Source organism: Chromatium okenii (genome assembly GCF_016583745.1).
In the GTDB taxonomy this organism is placed as follows: domain Bacteria; phylum Pseudomonadota; class Gammaproteobacteria; order Chromatiales; family Chromatiaceae; genus Chromatium; species Chromatium okenii.
The window spans coordinates 13,498-31,110 of sequence record NZ_NRRQ01000006.1 but is presented as its reverse complement, the minus strand read 5'-3'; the positions used below and the strand labels follow the sequence as shown (position 1 = coordinate 31,110).

Annotated in this window: 13 protein-coding genes and 1 tRNA gene; 5 read left to right on the top strand and 9 right to left on the bottom strand. The window is 49.5% G+C overall.

The window, feature by feature from the left end; genetic code table 11:
- The first annotated feature begins 97 nt into the window (after window positions 1–97).
- The 3 genes from CKO12_RS03420 to CKO12_RS03410 all read left to right on the top strand — a co-directional run bounded on the left by CKO12_RS03420 (window position 98) and on the right by CKO12_RS03410 (window position 7,339).
- Window positions 98–182 (top strand) — tRNA-Leu (locus tag CKO12_RS03420).
- A gap of 457 nt (window positions 183–639) precedes the next feature.
- A complete protein-coding gene (locus CKO12_RS03415) occupies window positions 640–792 on the top strand; it encodes a PEP-CTERM sorting domain-containing protein (protein WP_200153334.1) in 153 nt (50 codons plus the stop codon).
- A gap of 199 nt (window positions 793–991) precedes the next feature.
- Window positions 992–7,339 carry an SdrD B-like domain-containing protein gene (locus tag CKO12_RS03410; protein WP_200153333.1) on the top strand — a complete coding sequence of 2,116 codons (6,348 nt, stop codon included), beginning with the start codon at window positions 992–994 and terminating at the stop codon, window positions 7,337–7,339.
- A 257-nt stretch (window positions 7,340–7,596) separates the two neighbouring features.
- On the opposite strand, the gene CKO12_RS03405 is transcribed toward CKO12_RS03410, so the two are convergent.
- The 9 genes from CKO12_RS03405 to CKO12_RS03365 all read right to left on the bottom strand — a co-directional run bounded on the left by CKO12_RS03405 (window position 7,597) and on the right by CKO12_RS03365 (window position 14,360).
- Window positions 7,597–8,505, bottom strand: a complete 909-nt coding sequence (locus CKO12_RS03405; RefSeq protein WP_200153332.1) for a phosphoribosylaminoimidazolesuccinocarboxamide synthase — start codon at window positions 8,503–8,505, stop codon at window positions 7,597–7,599.
- A complete protein-coding gene (locus CKO12_RS03400; RefSeq protein ID WP_200153331.1) occupies window positions 8,502–9,245 on the bottom strand; it encodes a ferredoxin--NADP reductase in 744 nt (247 codons plus the stop codon). Before CKO12_RS03400 ends, CKO12_RS03405 begins: the two co-directional genes overlap by 4 nt.
- 113 nt (window positions 9,246–9,358) lie before the next feature.
- A complete protein-coding gene (gene metF / locus CKO12_RS03395; RefSeq protein WP_200153330.1) occupies window positions 9,359–10,216 on the bottom strand; it encodes a methylenetetrahydrofolate reductase [NAD(P)H] in 858 nt (285 codons plus the stop codon).
- Between the two features lie 134 nt (window positions 10,217–10,350).
- The gene (sucD, locus tag CKO12_RS03390; RefSeq protein WP_200153329.1) at window positions 10,351–11,223 is read right to left on the bottom strand and encodes a succinate--CoA ligase subunit alpha; all 873 of its coding nucleotides are present in this window, start codon (window positions 11,221–11,223) and stop codon (window positions 10,351–10,353) included.
- Window positions 11,220–12,395, bottom strand: coding sequence for an ADP-forming succinate--CoA ligase subunit beta (sucC, locus tag CKO12_RS03385; RefSeq protein WP_200153328.1), 1,176 nt, complete (start codon window positions 12,393–12,395; stop codon window positions 11,220–11,222). The genes sucD and sucC overlap by 4 nt, the downstream gene beginning before the upstream one ends.
- A 171-nt stretch (window positions 12,396–12,566) precedes the next feature.
- Window positions 12,567–12,815: a hypothetical protein gene (locus tag CKO12_RS03380; RefSeq protein ID WP_200153327.1), complete on the bottom strand. Its 249-nt coding sequence runs from the start codon at window positions 12,813–12,815 to the stop codon at window positions 12,567–12,569.
- A gap of 150 nt (window positions 12,816–12,965) precedes the next feature.
- Window positions 12,966–13,097, bottom strand: coding sequence for a hypothetical protein (locus tag CKO12_RS15120; RefSeq protein ID WP_274599889.1), 132 nt, complete (start codon window positions 13,095–13,097; stop codon window positions 12,966–12,968).
- Between the two features lie 226 nt (window positions 13,098–13,323).
- Window positions 13,324–13,521, bottom strand: coding sequence for a type II toxin-antitoxin system HigB family toxin (locus CKO12_RS14845; protein WP_242466183.1), 198 nt, complete (start codon window positions 13,519–13,521; stop codon window positions 13,324–13,326).
- A gap of 149 nt (window positions 13,522–13,670) precedes the next feature.
- Window positions 13,671–14,360, bottom strand: a complete 690-nt coding sequence (locus CKO12_RS03365; RefSeq protein WP_200153325.1) for a PEP-CTERM sorting domain-containing protein — start codon at window positions 14,358–14,360, stop codon at window positions 13,671–13,673.
- Window positions 14,361–15,136: 776 nt separating this feature from the next.
- On the opposite strand from CKO12_RS03365, the gene hemE reads away from it, so the two are divergent.
- Window positions 15,137–16,198, top strand: a complete 1,062-nt coding sequence (hemE, locus tag CKO12_RS03360) for a uroporphyrinogen decarboxylase (protein ID WP_200153324.1) — start codon at window positions 15,137–15,139, stop codon at window positions 16,196–16,198.
- 62 nt (window positions 16,199–16,260) lie between these two features.
- A complete protein-coding gene (gene tatC, locus CKO12_RS03355; RefSeq protein WP_200153323.1) occupies window positions 16,261–17,331 on the top strand; it encodes a twin-arginine translocase subunit TatC in 1,071 nt (356 codons plus the stop codon).
- Window positions 17,332–17,613 lie beyond the last annotated feature (282 nt).

Genomic DNA, 17,613 nt, shown 5'->3' with positions numbered 1-17,613 from the left:
AAACGTCGTGAATAACGGCGTTTTTCAAGCGTGAGACTTGCGTGATCACGGTCGCTGCTGCTATCTTGCGCAGCCTTAAACGCACCATCGTTTACCCGCCCGGATGGCGAAATTGGTAGACGCAAGGGACTTAAAATCCCTCGACTTCGGTCATGCCGGTTCGACCCCGGCTCCGGGCACCACATCAAAAGTTAGCTACCCAGCTAACTTTTTTTTTGCCTGCAAAAGCGGGTAAGTGACGGCAAGCTGCGGGCGAGTGTTGGATTTTTTTACAGTTCATTGACAATAAAAACACTGTAAAATCAAAGCAGTATTAGAATGTGTGAAAACTGGTGTTAAATTGAGACGACAGTGGTAGTCTTGATCTTAATTGAAGTTAGCATTTTGATTCTAAACGTAATTTAATGCAGGGACGGCAGCAGAAACGGGTTTAAAACCTGACACACCGTCGGTTTTTTTTACAGTCTCACCTGCCGATTCGGGGAAAAGCGGTCTGTTATGACTGCTTTACGCATAAATTCAGGGACTTATCTGTAGTGGCATAGGATGTGCTAAAAGCTGATACAAGATAGATTCACTTGTTTTTGAATTTATCCTTATCGTTTATTCCAACAATCCACACTCTCAAAGGTGATTCTCATGCGTCAATTCATTTCCCTCATGTTGCTTGCTGTTGTAACTGCTCCTGTGTTTGCTGGACCGACTCTTAATTCTGTTCCTGAGCCGGAGTCAATTGCCCTGTTAGGAATTGGTGTGCTGGCATTGCTGGTATCACGTCGCATTCAAAAGTAATGACGTTTTTAATCAGGTTATGGATATTCAATTGACCGATTTAATAACCTGAATCATTTTGGCAGTATTCCGGTGATTCTACGTCGCCGGAATCACTGTCACCCGCCAAGACAATCAATCCCCAGTGCGTTGTCGATAAGCTGACAAATACGTCAGAGACGGGCGGGCTTTATCAAAAACAATCGAGATTTCTATTGCCATGAGCACATTTACTATTAGCGTCACTTCATCAGCCACCAATACTGCGGGTACGGCTTATGGTCAGCAGCCAGATCTCGGTGCCCCTAGTTTCCTTGACATGATCGTCACGAACAGTACCGATTTATATCTGCCAAATGGCGTTTATGATGCGTATTGTCTTGACGTTCACGCGCCCATTTTTCTTTCACCAACGACGTATGTTTCAACGGGTTATGCTGGCAACGATGACACTACAAAAACATATCTCCAGCCACCGTTGACACCTTACACTTTAACGCAAGAAAAAGTTGACCAACTTAATTGGTTGTTATTTCAGAATTTCACCGCTGATTCAAAATATGTTAATCAATTTTGTTATGGCGAAGTCCAGACTGCGATTTGGAAAATCGTTGGCTTTACACCTGCAGAAATTATTGACGGTGGCTACGAATTATTTTTGAGTGATAACGGTCGCCAGATTGTCAGTGCCTCAGATGTTGAATTTCTCATTTCTGCAGCGCAGTCAGCAGTCGTGAGTGGTTATAATCTGTTGCCCTCAGATGCGTTTTCTTCGATGGTGATTGATCCAGCCGGCAACGCCCAACCGTTAATGACACAACTCCAGAGCGCCAAACTCGGCAATTACGTTTGGTTGGATGCCGATAAAGATGGCGTTCAGGATGCTGGTGAAAGTGGCGTGAATGGTGTCACTGTCAAGTTATATGATGGTGCAGGCAATTTAATTACCAGCACCACAACTGGCGATGATTACAGCACTGCTGCCACTGAACAGGGCTATTACCAATTTACTGGTCTCAAGGCTGGCAGTTATAAGGTTGAGGTTATTGCCCCAAAAAACTACGCTTTCACGAAGTCGAATGCCACGACCGACGCGATTGATAGTGACGTCGATGAAGATGGCATCACTCAAGTGATTACACTCGTTGCTGGGGAATCAAATCAAACGATTGACGCAGGTTTGATTGAATCGCGTGATGAACAAAATTCACTCCCCGCCAGTTTGTCTGGTTATGTTTATCAAGATGAAGGCAACGATGGCGTATGGGATGGAGTTGCAGCAGGGATTGGAAACGTTACCGTTACTTTGCTTGATGCCAGCGGCAACCCAGTTATTGGTGTGAATGGGAATCCCATCACCACAACGACTGATGAAAATGGTTTTTACGAATTTATCGACCTAAAACCCGGCACCTATGGCGTCTCTGAAACACAACCGAGTACTTATCTTGATGGCAAAGATACGGCTGGCGTTCCAGGTACCGGCAGTGCAGGAAATGACATCATTACGGGTATTGCTTTAACAGAAGGTCAGAGTTCACGGAACAATAACTTTGGTGAATTAAAACCTGCGAGCGTGTCCGGTTTTGTATACGTTGATAACAGTGACGACGGTATCAAAGATGGCGGCGAACCGGGCATTAGTGGCGTTACTGTTACTTTGACTGGCACTGATGATTTAGGTGCGCCGGTTAGCTTGACAACCACTACAATAGCGGACGGCAGCTATAGCTTTGATGATTTGCGCCCCGGCATTTACACCGTCACGGAAGCGGGTCAACCGGCTCATTATTTGGATGGTAAAGATACGGCGGGTGTTCCGGGCAGCGGTGTTGCTGGCAATGATGTTATCAACAATATCATATTGAATGCCGGTGACAGCAGCACTAATAATAACTTTGGTGAATTACCGCCGCCCGCGCAATTGTCCGGCTACGTTTACGTTGATACGGATAATGACGGTAATAAAGATGCCGGTGAAAATCCGCTTGCTGGCATTATCGTGAATCTGACTGGCACCGATATATTGGGACGTGCAGTTAGTAAGACTGCAACCACCGATGGAAATGGTTTTTATCAGTTCACCGATTTAGCAGCGGGTATTTACAGCGTTACTGAACCGACTCAACCGAATGGCTATTTAGATGGTCAAGATACCGTTGGCTCAACTGGCGGCAGTAATGGCGTCAACGATACTTTAAGTGGCATCGTGTTGGCTGCTGGTGATGACAGCAAAGGCAATAACTTTGGTGAATTACCACCGCCCGCGCAATTGTCCGGCTACGTTTACGTCGATACGGATAATGACGGTAATAAAGATGCCGGCGAAAATCCGCTTGCTGGCATTATCGTGAACCTGACTGGCACCGATACATTGGGACGCGCAGTTAATAAGACTGCAACCACCGATGGAAATGGTTTTTATCAGTTCACCAATTTAGTAGCAGGCACTTACAGCGTTACTGAACCGACTCAACCGAATGGCTATTTAGATGGTCAAGATACGGCTGGCTCAACTGGCGGCAGTAATGGCGTCAACGAGACTTTAAGTGGCATCGTGTTGGCTGCTGGTGATGACAGCAAAGGCAATAACTTTGGTGAACTGCCGCCGCCCGCGCAATTGTCCGGTTATGTTTACGTTGATACGGATAATGACGGTAATAAAGATGCCGGTGAAAATCCGCTTGCTGGCATTATCGTGAATCTGACTGGCACCGATACATTGGGACGTGCAGTTAGTAAGACTGCAACCACTGATGGAAATGGTTTTTATCAGTTCACTGATTTAGCAGCGGGCACTTACACCGTTACTGAACCGAATCAACCGAATGGCTATTTAGATGGTCAAGATAGCGTTGGCTCAACTGGTGGCAATAATAGCGTCAACGAGACTTTAAGTGGCATCGTGTTGGCTGCTGGTGCTAACAGCCAGAACAATAACTTTGGTGAATTGCCGCCGCCCGCGCAATTATCCGGTTATGTTTACGTTGATACGGATAATGACGGCATTAAAGATGCCGGTGAAAATCCGCTCGCTGGCATTATCGTGAATCTGACTGGCACCGATACATTGGGACGTCCAGTTAGTAAGACTGCAACCACCGATGGAAATGGTTTTTATCAGTTCACCGATTTAGTAGCAGGCACTTACAGCGTTACTGAACCGACTCAACCGAATGGCTATTTAGATGGTCAAGATACGGCTGGCTCAACTGGCGGCAGTAATGGCGTCAACGAGACTTTGAGTGGCATCGTGTTGGCTGCTGGTGCTAACAGCCAGAACAATAACTTTGGTGAATTACCGCCGCCCGCGCAATTGTCCGGCTACGTTTACGTTGATACGGATAATGACGGCATTAAAGATGCCGGTGAAAATCCGCTCGCTGGCATTATCGTGAATCTGAATGGCACCGATACATTGGGACGTGCAGTTAGTAAGACTGCAACCACCGATGGAAATGGTTTTTATCAGTTCACCAATTTAGCAGCGGGCATTTACACCGTTACTGAACCGACTCAACCGAATGGCTATTTAGATGGTCAAGATACCGTTGGTTCAACTGGCGGCAGTAATGGCGTCAACGATACTTTAAGCGGCATCGTGTTGGCTGCTGGTGCTAACAGCGAGAACAATAACTTTGGTGAATTACCGCCGCCCGCGCAATTGTCCGGCTACGTTTACGTTGATACGGATAATGACGGCATTAAAGATGCCGGTGAAAATCCGCTTGCTGGCGTTGTCGTGAACCTGACTGGCACCGATACATTGGGACGTGCAGTTAGTAAGACTGCAACCACCGATGGAAATGGTTTTTATCAGTTCACTGATTTAGCAGCGGGCACTTACACCGTTACTGAACCGAATCAACCGAATGGCTATTTAGATGGTCAAGATAGCGTTGGCTCAACTGGTGGCAATAATAGCGTCAACGAGACTTTAAGTGGCATCGTGTTGGCTGCTGGTGCTAACAGCCAGAACAATAACTTTGGTGAATTGCCGCTGCCGCCCGTCAACGTTGGTGTAGACATTGAAAAATATGTGCGCGGCAGCTATGAAACGACCACTTCTGGTGGCGGTACCGAAGGCTTCTCACCTGGTTTCTGGAAAAATCATGCTTGCAGCGCGGATTTGAAAGATTGGGAAGCTACTGGTTACACGAAAAATGACAGCGTTGCGGATGTTTTTGGTATTGATGCGTGTGGCACGTTATTAGATGCTTTGAGTGCTGGTGGCGGCGGAGTGAATGCGTTATTACGGCAATCAGTAGCTGGTTTGTTGAATGCGTCTAACCCGAATATTGATTATGAATACACTGTTGCTGAAGTCATTCAAATGACGCAGACGGCGGTGAGTACGGGGAATTATTCAGCAACTCAATCGCTATTGGAAACTGAGAATTCCCAAGAAGGTGATTGGGATACACCAGCAACTGGTGGCAGTTCGACTACCGTTGAAACACCGAATGATGATGCTGATACTGCGCCGGGTATTTCACTGGAGTTGGGCAATACGGCAATTTTCACTTATGTCGTGACGAATACTGGCGCAGTTGAATTAAATGCTGTGCAGGTAACTGACGATAAAATTGCCACGCTCGATTTTATCGGTGGCGATATTGATGGCGATAACAAGCTGGATGTCACCGAAACGTGGACATATTCCGCTCGTGAAACGGTGACTACTACTGGTTTACACACCAATATCGGCACTGTTACTGCTGAGGGTGCGGGCAAAACGGTGGATGATACTGATAAAGCCAATTACACCGTGACGACGGTGACGCCGCCCCCGCCAGCGAATAACGCCAGTCTTGGTGACAAGGTTTGGTTGGATAAGGACGGCGACGGCAAGCAAGATAGCGATGAGGCTGGAGTTGCTGGCGTCACAGTGACGTTAATTGGCGGCGGTGCGGATGGTTTGATCAGAACCACGAGCGACAACACGACGCAGACGATGGTCACTGATGCCAATGGCAATTACAGCTTTATTGGTTTGGCGGCTGGGCAATATCAAGTCGATTTCGAGGCGGGCACTGGCTATGCGCTGACGCGGCGAAATGCTGGCAGCGATGATGCGAAAGATTCGGATGCTGATCGCACCACTGGCTTGAGTCAGGTGGTCACTTTGGCAGCAGGCGCGACCAACAACACGATTGATGCCGGATTAACTGCGACGTGCCCTCCGCCAGCGAATAACGCCAGTATTGGTGACAAGGTTTGGTTGGATAAGGACGGCGACGGCAAGCAAGATAGCGATGAGGCTGGAGTTGCTGGCGTCACAGTGACGTTAATTGGCGGCGGTGCGGATGGTTTGATCAGAACCACGAGCGACAACACGACGCAGACGATGGTCACTGATGCCAATGGCAATTACAGCTTCACTGGTTTGGCGGCTGGGCAATATCAAGTCGATTTCGAGGCGGGCACTGGCTATGCGCTGACACAGCAAAATGCCGGCCGCGATGATGCGATAGATTCGGATGCTGATCGCACCACTGGCTTGAGTCAGGTGGTCACTTTGGCAGCAGGCGCGACCAACAACACGATTGATGCCGGATTAACTGCGACGTGCCCGCCGCCGGTCAATAACGCCAGCGTGGGCGATAAAGTCTGGGATGACATGAATCACAACAATATCCAAGATGCAAGTGAACCGGGTATTGCCAACATTCGTATTACCTTAACTGGCGCGGGTGTTGATGGTGTCTTCAGTACTGGTGATGACATCATCAAAACAACCACTACCAATACTAGCGGCAATTATTTATTCAGTAATCTCGCGGCAGGTGATTACAAGTTGACGTTCGATAAAGGCGGGGTCATGCACTACAATTACGGTGCGTGGTACAACATGAGCAATTGGAAGTGGGCAGTGAAAGATGCCTACAGTAATTCCAAAGACACGCTCGATTCTGATGTCGCAGGTGATGCAAAAGCGACGACTGACATCACCACAACATCAGTCTTCACTTTGGCAGCCGGTCAGAATGATATGACCAAAGATGCTGGCATCACGCCAATTGTGATTGACTTGAATGGAGATGGCATTCACACCGTCGCCCGTACTGATTTAAGTGCGACCTTTGATTTATTCGGCAATGGCACTGCGATCAAGTCCGGTTGGTTATCAGGAGATGATGGATTCTTGGCAATTGATCGCAATGGCAATGGCAAGATCGACGACATTTCCGAATTGTTTGGTGGTCTGAAAAAAGGCGATGGATTTGCCAAACTCAGCAGCTTTGATAGCAATAAAAGTGGTACGGTTGATGCGGCAGATGTGGATTTTGCCAACCTGAGTATTTGGCGGGACATCAATGGCAATCACGCTACCGATGATGGTGAGTTATTCAGTTTAGCAGCGGCTGGAGTCGTGAGTTTGAAGACCAGCTTTACTGAAACGCCATTCCTTGATTTACAAGGCAATGTTTTACTCGAACGCAGCAGCGCCACGCTCGCTAATGCTCAAAAAGTAGACATGACGGATGTGTATTTCAATGTCTCGGCTGCTGATGCCGCCGCCGCTGGAATTGAAGTGACAGGTTTGTATAGCTTGTTGGGGTACTGATAATAATTAAAGCTGATTGCGTAAAATCAGCTTGATTCGCCTCCAATTACAGCGGATGTGATTGGAGGCGTTTTTATTTCTGACCGCTTAAAAAATCATGGTTCGCAATCGCTATAACTTTACAATTGATTGCGAAGGTTATCGCCGCAGCGTGAGCATTTGCGATCAGTTGTTGGGTGAATTTAGTGCAATTTGCAAACTGCTGATCAATTGAGTTGATGCAATCAACCCAATTGACACAACACGGTGGTTTTATGTCACGCGCCAGCAGTGTGAGGATGAACTAAACGCCGTTCCGCTTCCCGATATTTTTCAGCCGTGCGTGCAATGATGTCGTGCGGTAATTCTGGACCGGGCGGGGTTTTATCCCATGCTAATGTTTCCAAATAATCACGCACAAATTGTTTATCAAAACTCGGCGGATTGCTGCCGGGTTGATATTGATCCGCTGGCCAAAAGCGTGATGAATCCGGCGTCAATACTTCATCAATTAAATGCAGCTTGCCGTGCTCGTCCAAACCGAATTCAAATTTAGTATCCGCAATAATGATGCCGCGCTCGGCAGCATACGCGGCGCAATCCTGATAAATCGCCACACTGAGCGCCCGCACCTGTTCAGCTAATTCCGCTCCCAATAGCTGAACCGTTTGATTGAAATCTACATTTTCATCGTGATTGCCCAATTCAGCTTTGGTGGACGGCGTGAAAATCGGCGCAGGTAACTGCTCCGCCAGCCGCAACCCCGGCGGCAATTGGATTCCGCACACCGCGCCGCTGCGTTGGTAATCTTTCCAACCAGAACCAATGAGATAGCCGCGCACAATCGCTTCAATCGGCAGCGGTTGGAGGCGGCGCACCACCACCGCTCGGTCGCCCAATTGCGCCAGCTCGTGAACATCCGTCACCACTGCTGCCACCGGCACCTGCGCTAAATGATTCGGTACCAGCGCCGCAGTGCGGGCAAACCAAAAATTCGCCACTCGCGTCAGCACTTCGCCCTTGCCGGGAATCGGTTGCGGCAACACGACATCAAATGCCGACAGGCGGTCGGTGGTGACAATTAACAGATGATCGACGCCAACTTGATACAGATCGCGCACCTTGCCGCGAGCCAGCAGTGGCAGCCCCGACAAATTGGATTCAAATAATGCAGCGGTGGAATTCAATGATAGTGCTCCGTAGTGTAATGACCGGGCGTGTGGCGACGATGGCGCGTCAGCCCGCGTGCTTCGAGGATGACCTTGGCATCTTTAATCATCGCCGAATTGCCGCACAGCATGACGTGACTGTCCGCCGGCGTCAGCGTCGCGCCAGCGGCAGTTTCCAACTGTCCACTGCTCAACAACGCGGTGATGCGCCCGGACAAGGCGTTGGGATGCGCTTCACGACTGACGGCAGTGAGCACCTGCAATCGCTCGCCGTGCTGTTGTTGCAGCGCTGCGAGCAGCGTTTGATACGCTAAATCAGCCACTTGGCGTACGCCGTGTACGAGAATCACCCGCTGGAAACGTTCCCAAGGTGCGCTCGTGCGCAGAATCGACAGATAAACCCCCAAGCCGGTGCCGGTCGCTAATAACCACAAATTTTCAGCAGGTTGCACCGTCTCCAGCGTAAAAATACCGCCCGCGTCGGCAGTCACCCACAGCGCATCCCCGACCTGCAATGCTGAGAGCGACGCAGTAAGCGAGCCGCCATTCACTTCATTAAAGAAAATCTCCAACGGACGCTCATGCGGCGGATTCGCTAACGAATAAGGACGACCGATTCGTTCACCCACAACATCAAGCGCCACCTTGATATATTGCCCCGCGTAAAATGGATTGATTGGCGCATCGAATTGCAGGCTATACAGTCCCTCAGCCCATTGTCGTTTAGCGACGATCTCCCCCTTTACCCAATCATTCATGGCATCAATTCCGTTGTTTGGAAAATAGTTATCAGCGACATGCAATTGGATCAACGGTGGAGAAATTCAACCGTATCACGCAATAAAACCGTTGCAACACTGCGTTGACTGTTTTAAGCATTTGCTTGTTCTGACAACTGCAAATCCGCCCACAGACGCACGGTGGTAGCGGCTTGATTCATGGTGTAAAAGTGCAATCCCGGCGCACCACCAGCAATTAACTGGCGGCATAAATTCAATACAACTTCATGCCCAAAAGCGCGAATGCTCGCCACATCATCACCAAATCCTTCTAAGCGGCGGCGCATCCAGCGTGGAATTTCTGCGCCACAGCCATCTGAAAAACGCGCCAATTGCGTGTAATTGGTAATTGGCATGATGCCCGGCACAATCGGAATCTGAATTGCGTTTTTGTGGCAATCCGCAATGAATGCAAAATACGCATCAGCATTATAAAAATACTGTGTAATCGCGCCATCAGCACCCGCATCAACTTTGCGCTTAAAGTTTTCCAAATCACGGCTGGGGTTGCCCGCTTGCGGATGGCATTCAGGATAAGCAGCAACTTCAATATGAAAGGCGGTTCCGAATTCAGCGCGAATGAATTCCACTAATTCATTGGCATAATGAAACGCGCCGCGTTCACCCGCTCCCATTCCCGATGGCATATCACCGCGCAATGCTACCACGCGACGAATACCTTGCTGTTGATAATGATGCAACAATTCGCGCATTTGCTCACGGGTAGAACCAATGCAAGCGAGATGCGGGGCAGTGTCAATGTGTAATTCCCGCAGCCATGCAACGGTATCTAAAGTGCCGTCGCGGGTGGAGCCGCCAGCGCCATAAGTCACTGAGAAATAAGCAGGATTAAGCGCATTTAACTGGGCAATTTCCAGCTTGAGCTTTGCCATGCCTTCAGCAGTTTTGGGAGGGAATAATTCAACGCTGTATTGCGGTTGTGAGGACATAAAGATGATCTCTTGCGTTCAAAATAGCAGGCGCAGCAGTGATGCGCTTTATCCGCCAGTGCTGTGATGATTTCATTCAGCTTGTTAATACATTATTGGAATGAAGCGCATCATTGCCGTGCTCATGCTGAGTGTTATTCCGCTAATAATTCTGCCATGCGCGTTCCCATTAACGCCGGCGAATGGACGGTGAATACGCCTGCTGCTTCTAATGCTGCATATTTCCCCGCCGCTGTACCGTGTCCGCCGGTGACAATTGCGCCAGCATGTCCCATCCGTTTGCCCGCTGGCGCGGTGACGCCGGCGATGTAGGCGACCACCGGTTTAGTCATGTGTGCCTGAATAAATGCGGCGGCCGCTTCCTCGGCGTTGCCGCCAATTTCACCGACCAAGATCACGCCGTCAGTGGCGGGATCGGCGGCAAATAGCCGCAAACAATCAATAAAATCAAGCCCTTGAATCGGATCGCCGCCGATGCCGATGCAGGTGCTTTGCCCCAGCCCGGCGGCGGTGGTTTGAAAGACCGCCTCATAAGTGAGGGTGCCGGAGCGCGAGACAATCCCGACGCGACCCGGGCGATGAATGTGTCCGGGCATGATGCCAATTTTGCACGCGCCGGGCGTGATGATGCCGGGACAATTCGGGCCAATGAGTACGCTCGTGCTGTGCGCCAGCGCCGCTTTGACGCGCAGCATATCCAGCACCGGGATGCCTTCGGTAATGCAGACGATGACGCCAATTCCCGCGTCGGCGGCCTCCAAAATGGCATCCGCTGCATACGCTGCGGGCACATAAATCATGCTGGCTGTTGCGCCCGTCGCTTGCACCGCGTCGTGTACGGTATCAAACACCGGCAGCGCCAAGTGCTGCTGTCCACCTTTGCCGGGCGTCACGCCACCGACCAATTGGGTGCCATACGCCAGCGCCTGTTCGCTGTGAAACGTGCCCTGTTTGCCGGTAAACCCCTGACAAATCAAACGGGTTTCTGCATCAACTAATACGCTCATTGTCCCAGCTCCTGTGCCGCTGCTGCCACCACCCGATCTGCCGCTTCACTCAAACTGCTGGCGGTCAGCACTGCCAAGTCGCTGGCGGCGAGCAATTGCAGCCCTTGTTCGGCGTTGGTACCCGCCAACCGCACCACAATGGGCACCGTCACTGCGACCTCGCGCACCGCCTGTATGATGCCTTCCGCGATCAGGTCGCAGCGCACGATGCCGCCAAAGATGTTGACCAACACTGCCGCGACCTTCGGATCAGACAAAATCAATTTGAACGCTTCCGCAACTCGCGCTGCGGTGGCACCGCCGCCAACATCGAGAAAATTGGCGGGTGTACCGCCGTGCAGCTTGACTAAATCCAGCGTCGCCATCGCCAGCCCCGCGCCGTTGACCATGCAGCCGATGTTGCCGTCAAGACTGATGTAATTGAGATCGTGCAGTCGCGCCAACGCTTCGCGGGCATCTTCCTGCGTCGGATCGCGCAGCGCCGCCAGTTCGGGATGACGATACAGGGCGCTGTCATCAAGATTGAGCTTGGCATCCAGCGCCAGCAAGGTGCCGTCGTCAGTCACCACCAACGGGTTGATTTCAACCAAGGTGGCGTCGCAGTCGGTCGCCAATTCATACAGCCCGACCATGAACGCAGCGAGTTGTTGGCTTTGCGGCGCATTTAAGCCGAGCGCGAAACTGAGACGGCGCACCTGATACGGCTGGACGCCGGTCGCCGGATGCACCGCCACACGCACGATCTGCTCTGGCGTGGCGGCAGCAACGGCTTCGATGTCCATGCCTCCGGCGGCAGACGCGATGAACACGAACTGCTCGGCGGCGCGATCCACCAGCAGACTTAAATACAGTTCTCGCGCCATCGCGGTCGGTTCTTCAATCAGCACCTGCGCGACGGGCAGCCCAGCCGCACCGCTTTGGTGGGTGACGAGCTGCGTGCCGAGCAGCCGTTGGGTGTCGAGTGCCGCCTGCGCCGGGGAATCGACGCGGAGCACGCCGCCCGCTTTGCCGCGCCCGCCGGCATGAATCTGCGCTTTGACCATCCAGCGCGAGCCGCCGAGGTCAGCGCAGGCGGTGGGGACGGCAGCAGCAGTGGTGACAACGATTCCACGCGGGACGGGGAGGCGATAGCGTTGCAAGAGTTGTTTGGCTTGATATTCGTGTAGGTTCATTGCGTTCTCGATGACTGCGGATGGCGCAGAATTAGTAACCACTGCAATTCTGAGCTACCTGTTTGGGTACTGCAATCAACTAATCCAAGGGCTAAATCAAATGCGCGGTGCATAAACTGAATGCTCTTCCACCCAATAAATCACCACGCAAGCATCCAAATAAATCATTTTTCAATCCCAACTATCAGACATTTCGCGGATTTGCGTTTCAATATCAGCATCAGAAAGTCGCAAAGATTTTGGCAGTGAATGCGCTTTTAAGGTCGCTAAAAGTTGATGCGCAACGCCTTTTTCAACCGCTTTAACAGGAGAGCACGGTTCAATAATGGTGATAAAAACCTTAACGGGTTCGGTAATTTCCACTGCTTCAGAAAAAGATAATCCCCGTTTAGGGTCATAAATCGCTTCAATAGTTTGCATCATTTTGAGTTCTAAACCCTTGGTTTAAGTGATTCGATTTAGTGCATTTTTTGTAATGCAATCAAGGTAATGTGTTGCGAATCATACTGAGATAATCATCCAAACAGAACACACAAAAACGCCCCCGACTTTGCAGTCGGGGGCGTTTTTCTAATTATTTAATGGTGGGAGATTCATTTCGTAGTTTTCAATGAGATCGCCAACCACTGCAATCATTGAATACAACGGATGATCCGCATCATCACGAACACTGTCTAATAAAGAATTCAGTAGGTCTATCATGTACTCGTATTCACTTTCATTACTAACATGTGAGAACTGAATGAGAGATTGAAGTGTTTGCCAAGCGGGAACCACAGATTGCAAGTTAATTATGGCGCTCATTTTCGTTTCCACTGATTACGGTTATATTCAGCGTGTGTCATCACACTGCGGATATATAGCCAAGCCAGAATAAATTGATTGCGGCACAACAGTAGGATTGAAGGTGCTGCGCCGATTTTGACAATCATTTTGTGGTGGATCGACTATAAATGCGTTGTTTATCATAGTGAATAACTGTTGCTATTCGATAACGGTTGCCACCAACATCAAAGATTGTAAAACCATCAACGTAGTCAGCGGTATTAAATGTTTGACGTAGTGCAGGAAAAGAGTGTGCAGACATTTGAGATGCTTTACGAAACCAATCTTCAAGAATGGTCATGGATTCAGGATGGCATTCCCAAAATTCCCTGAGAGGTTTTTTTGAAATTAGTCGCATTGATTATGCCAAAGAGTTTACTTAAGTTACAAAAAAACGCCCCCGACTTTGCAGTCGGGGGCGTTTTTTAATTCAGAACTGCGTGGTTGGAATTACGCAGCTTTGCGGAAACGGCTGGCAGCAAAACCTAACAGACCAATTCCGAATAAGCCGAGGGTTGCAGGCTCAGGAATGGTTGGCGGCTCGTTGGTAGCGAGGAATGTAAACCGACCATCCCAAGCAGTCGCGCCTTTAAAATCTAAGCGAATATAATTTGCTGAAGCGACGTCAACACCACCAAAACCTGATAGAAGATTGAAGAAGGTGCCTGGACCATCAAAGCTCTGGTAGTCAGAAACAGACGTGTTAGTACCATCTCCAAGAGAGATTTTAACTTGCGTACTCAAATCAATCGATTCAACGTCTAACAGCAAAGCCGTCAAAATACCGCCACCTGTTAAATCGGTGTCAGAGAAATTGTAAATTGCACTCGCTGTCCCTGTTACTCCGGTATCGTTACTAATGCTTAAAAAGCCTTCACCTGCGAAGATAGATGTGCCGAGAGCGGAAGATACACCACCTGTTAGAGATGTAGCTTGCAGTTCGCGGGTTGCACCAGTTAGGTCAGTCCCATTGACTAAATTAATGGCTCCAGTAGTTGCCATAGTTGAACTAAAGGATTTGACATAACTACCAGGATCAAGAAAGTCGTCAATCATTAACGCAGCAGACGATGCTTGCAGCGAAAAAGCCAAACCACCAGCAGCTAATAAACCCAATGTGCTTAATTTGAAGTTGTTCATAATGAGCCTCGTATGAAAAGTTGATTATCAGATTGCAGTTTTCAGTTCAGACATGCTAACTGCGGGATCGCTGTTAGTAAAGCACTCGCTGTGCCAAACCAAAAATAACCTTTATTTTCAATTTGTTGAATGTTGCGCAGCAAGCTGTTGACGTGATTTAAACCGCAAGTTGTATAAAAAATCGACACTAATTGAAGACTGATGGTTGCGTAACACCTCCGCATGATAGTGAATAGAATCAATTGCTTAATCTCCAGCCAACTGTGCGCTAATTTCGAGCTTCAGCGCCGTTGTCATCGCCAACACTTTGTTTCTTAAAGCAGATTCAGCATTGCCGGTTGCTGCACTCTGCGCCTGCCAGCAGCAAAAATCGGGCGCTAAATACTGTAAAGAAACACGACACTGCCATTTGTGCTGTCAAGTCACGTCCGCACCGCTAACACTTTGTTTCTTAAAGCAGATTCAGCATTGCCGGTTGCTGCACTCCGCGCCTGCCAGCAGCAAAAATCGGGCGCTAAATACTGTAAAGAAACACGACACTGCCATCTGTGCTGTCAAGTCACGTCCGCACCGCTAACACTTTGTTTCTTAAAACAGATTCAGCATTGTCGGTTGCTGCACTCCGCGCCTGCCAGCAGAAAAATCGGGCGCTAAATACTGTAAAGAAAAACGACACTGCCGTCTGTGCTGGCAAGTCACGTCCGCACCGCCACAGTGTAGAATATGCGCTCGAATCATTCACTCAACTTCCACTTTTATTGCGCGGGCACCGTTCCATGACTCCCTTGTTAAACGACACTTTTTTGCGGGCGCTGTTGCGTCAACCTGTTGATTACACGCCAGTTTGGATGATGCGCCAAGCTGGGCGCTACCTGCCGGAATACCGCGCCACCCGCGCCAAAGCCGGCAGCTTTATGGAGCTGTGTAAAAATCCTGAACTCGCCTGCGAAGTCACCCTGCAACCGCTGGAACGGTTTCCGCTCGATGCCGCGATTTTGTTTTCCGACATCCTCACCGTGCCCGATGCGATGGGATTGGGGCTGTATTTTGCGGAAGGTGAAGGCCCGCATTTTGAGCGCCCGGTGCGCACCGCAGCAGATGTCGCCAAGATCGCCGTGCCCGATCCCGAAGATGAATTGAAATATGTGATGGACGCCGTTTCCACGATCCGTACCGCGCTCGCCGGACGGGTGCCTTTGATTGGTTTTTCCGGCAGTCCGTGGACGCTGGCGACCTATATGGTCGAAGGCAGCGGCACCAAAAACTTCTCACATATCAAGGGCATGATGTTTGATCGCCCGGATTTGCTGCATACCTTATTGGATAAAACTGCGCAATCCGTGACCAGCTATCTCAATGCGCAGGTCGCACGCGGCGCTCAGGCTGTCATGATTTTTGACACTTGGGGCGGCGTGTTGGCACCGGCGAATTATCGGGAATTTTCGCTGGCATACATGCAGCAGGTGATTGAAGGCCTGACCCGCGAAGCCGACGGGCGCAAGGTGCCGATGATTCTGTTCACCAAAAACGGCGGGCAATGGCTCGGCGACATGGCCAACACCGGCTGCGATGCGCTCGGCGTCGATTGGACGACTGATCTGGCTGATGCGCGGCGCATGGTGGACGACCGCGTCGCGCTGCAAGGCAATCTCGATCCCTGTTCGTTGTACGCCTCGCCCGAATATATCCGCGATGCAGTTGCCAAAGTGCTCGCCAGCTACGGACACGGCACTGGACATGTTTTCAATCTTGGGCACGGTATCACGCCAGATGTTAATCCAGATCATGCCGCTGCTTTTGTCGCCGCAGTACACGAATTGAGCCGAGCATATCATTAAGTTTTTCCAGCCTCCTGATAAAAAAGGGGGCTTTTTTCATTTTGCTAAATTGAGCGCCTCTGATGTTGTTTTCTAAACTTCCCGATAATCCCGGTGCTGAACAATCTTTTATCTCGCATTTTATTGAGTTGCGAGATCGTATCATTGCGATGTTAATCGCAATTGGTATTTTTATTTTAGTGTTATTTCCGTTTGCCAATGATATTTATAGCTTTGTCGCCGAGCCGCTGCTGGCGCAATTACCGACTGGCAGCACCATGATTGCCACGCAAGTCATTTCACCATTTTTAACGCCATTTAAGCTGGCGATGGTGGCAGCAATGTTTCTGGCAATGCCTTATCTGTTATATCAATTGTGGGAATTTATTTCGCCTGGATTATACAAACATGAAAAACGCTTTGCTGTGCCATTATTAGCATCAAGCATTGCATTGTTTTATCTCGGAGTCGCCTTTGCTTATTATTTAGTTTTTCCGATCATTTTTGGTTTTATGGCAGCAACCACGCCGGATGGCGTGGCAATGATGACAGATATTGCTGCGTATTTAGATTTTGTCTTAACTTTATTTTTCGCTTTTGGCTTGGCATTTGAGATTCCGGTAGCAACCATTTTGCTAGTTGTTGTTGGCGCAGTAACGATTGAGAGTTTAGTCGATAAACGCCCATATATTATTGTTGGCGCCTTTATTGTGGGCATGTTTCTGACGCCACCTGATGTTTTTTCACAAACGATGCTCGCCGTGCCGATGTGGTTATTATTTGAATTAGGAATTGTATTTGCGCGGTTAATGGTGCGGCAGCGCGACGCCATCGCCCCACGAGCGCCGGTACCGCCCCGCCCCGCTGCGCCTCAGCCGTTACCCCGTGCGCCTTCATTAGCAAAAACAAGTCGCGCTGATGTCCTTGCGGCAGAAGAAGCGGAATACGATCAAGATCATCTCGCGCCAACACAAACTCCGACTACAGAACTTCCGGTGAATTCGGTAGAAGCAAAATTACTGCGGGCGCAACGCTTACGCGAATTAAACAATCTGTTTGCCACGCGCCAGATTTTGTATGAAGTGTTAGAAGAAGGTGATGCTGACCAACGCGCAGTGGCACGGAATATCTTGGCGCAACTAGATGATGACTAACGGAATCATCTAACTACTGAAACTAGGCAGGTTGAGATTGCTGCCTAATGCCTCCTTTGCCCAGATTGAGTGGAAAAAAAGTCGTTCAAGTATTTGCCAGCCAATAAACAAGGTTTTTGTATGGCTCGCAAAAGGTTGTCTAAAACTGGATTGGCGTTAAACATTGGTGTTGACGAGTGTTTAGTTTGGCTTTAGCCTCAGATTTGAGGGTAAAGGTTTTTCGTCTTTTATAGAAAAGATGTTGAAAAACCGCCATTAAACGATCATTATATGGAATTGCAA

What these genes read in the sequence shown, in the direction of transcription:
- sucC (WP_200153328.1), bottom strand. Translation starts at nt 12,395, where the DNA reads ATGAACCTACACGAATATCAAGCCAAACAACTCTTGCAACGCTATCGC.
- CKO12_RS03400 (WP_200153331.1), bottom strand. Translation starts at nt 9,245, where the DNA reads ATGAATGATTGGGTAAAGGGGGAGATCGTCGCTAAACGACAATGGGCT.
- CKO12_RS15120 (WP_274599889.1), bottom strand. Translation starts at nt 13,097, where the DNA reads ATGATAGACCTACTGAATTCTTTATTAGACAGTGTTCGTGATGATGCG.
- CKO12_RS14845 (WP_242466183.1), bottom strand. Translation starts at nt 13,521, where the DNA reads ATGACCATTCTTGAAGATTGGTTTCGTAAAGCATCTCAAATGTCTGCA.
- CKO12_RS03410 (WP_200153333.1), top strand. Translation starts at nt 992, where the DNA reads ATGAGCACATTTACTATTAGCGTCACTTCATCAGCCACCAATACTGCG.
- sucD (WP_200153329.1), bottom strand. Translation starts at nt 11,223, where the DNA reads ATGAGCGTATTAGTTGATGCAGAAACCCGTTTGATTTGTCAGGGGTTT.
- tatC (WP_200153323.1), top strand. Translation starts at nt 16,261, where the DNA reads ATGTTGTTTTCTAAACTTCCCGATAATCCCGGTGCTGAACAATCTTTT.
- hemE (WP_200153324.1), top strand. Translation starts at nt 15,137, where the DNA reads ATGACTCCCTTGTTAAACGACACTTTTTTGCGGGCGCTGTTGCGTCAA.
- metF (WP_200153330.1), bottom strand. Translation starts at nt 10,216, where the DNA reads ATGTCCTCACAACCGCAATACAGCGTTGAATTATTCCCTCCCAAAACT.
- CKO12_RS03365 (WP_200153325.1), bottom strand. Translation starts at nt 14,360, where the DNA reads ATGAACAACTTCAAATTAAGCACATTGGGTTTATTAGCTGCTGGTGGT.
- CKO12_RS03380 (WP_200153327.1), bottom strand. Translation starts at nt 12,815, where the DNA reads ATGCAAACTATTGAAGCGATTTATGACCCTAAACGGGGATTATCTTTT.
- CKO12_RS03415 (WP_200153334.1), top strand. Translation starts at nt 640, where the DNA reads ATGCGTCAATTCATTTCCCTCATGTTGCTTGCTGTTGTAACTGCTCCT.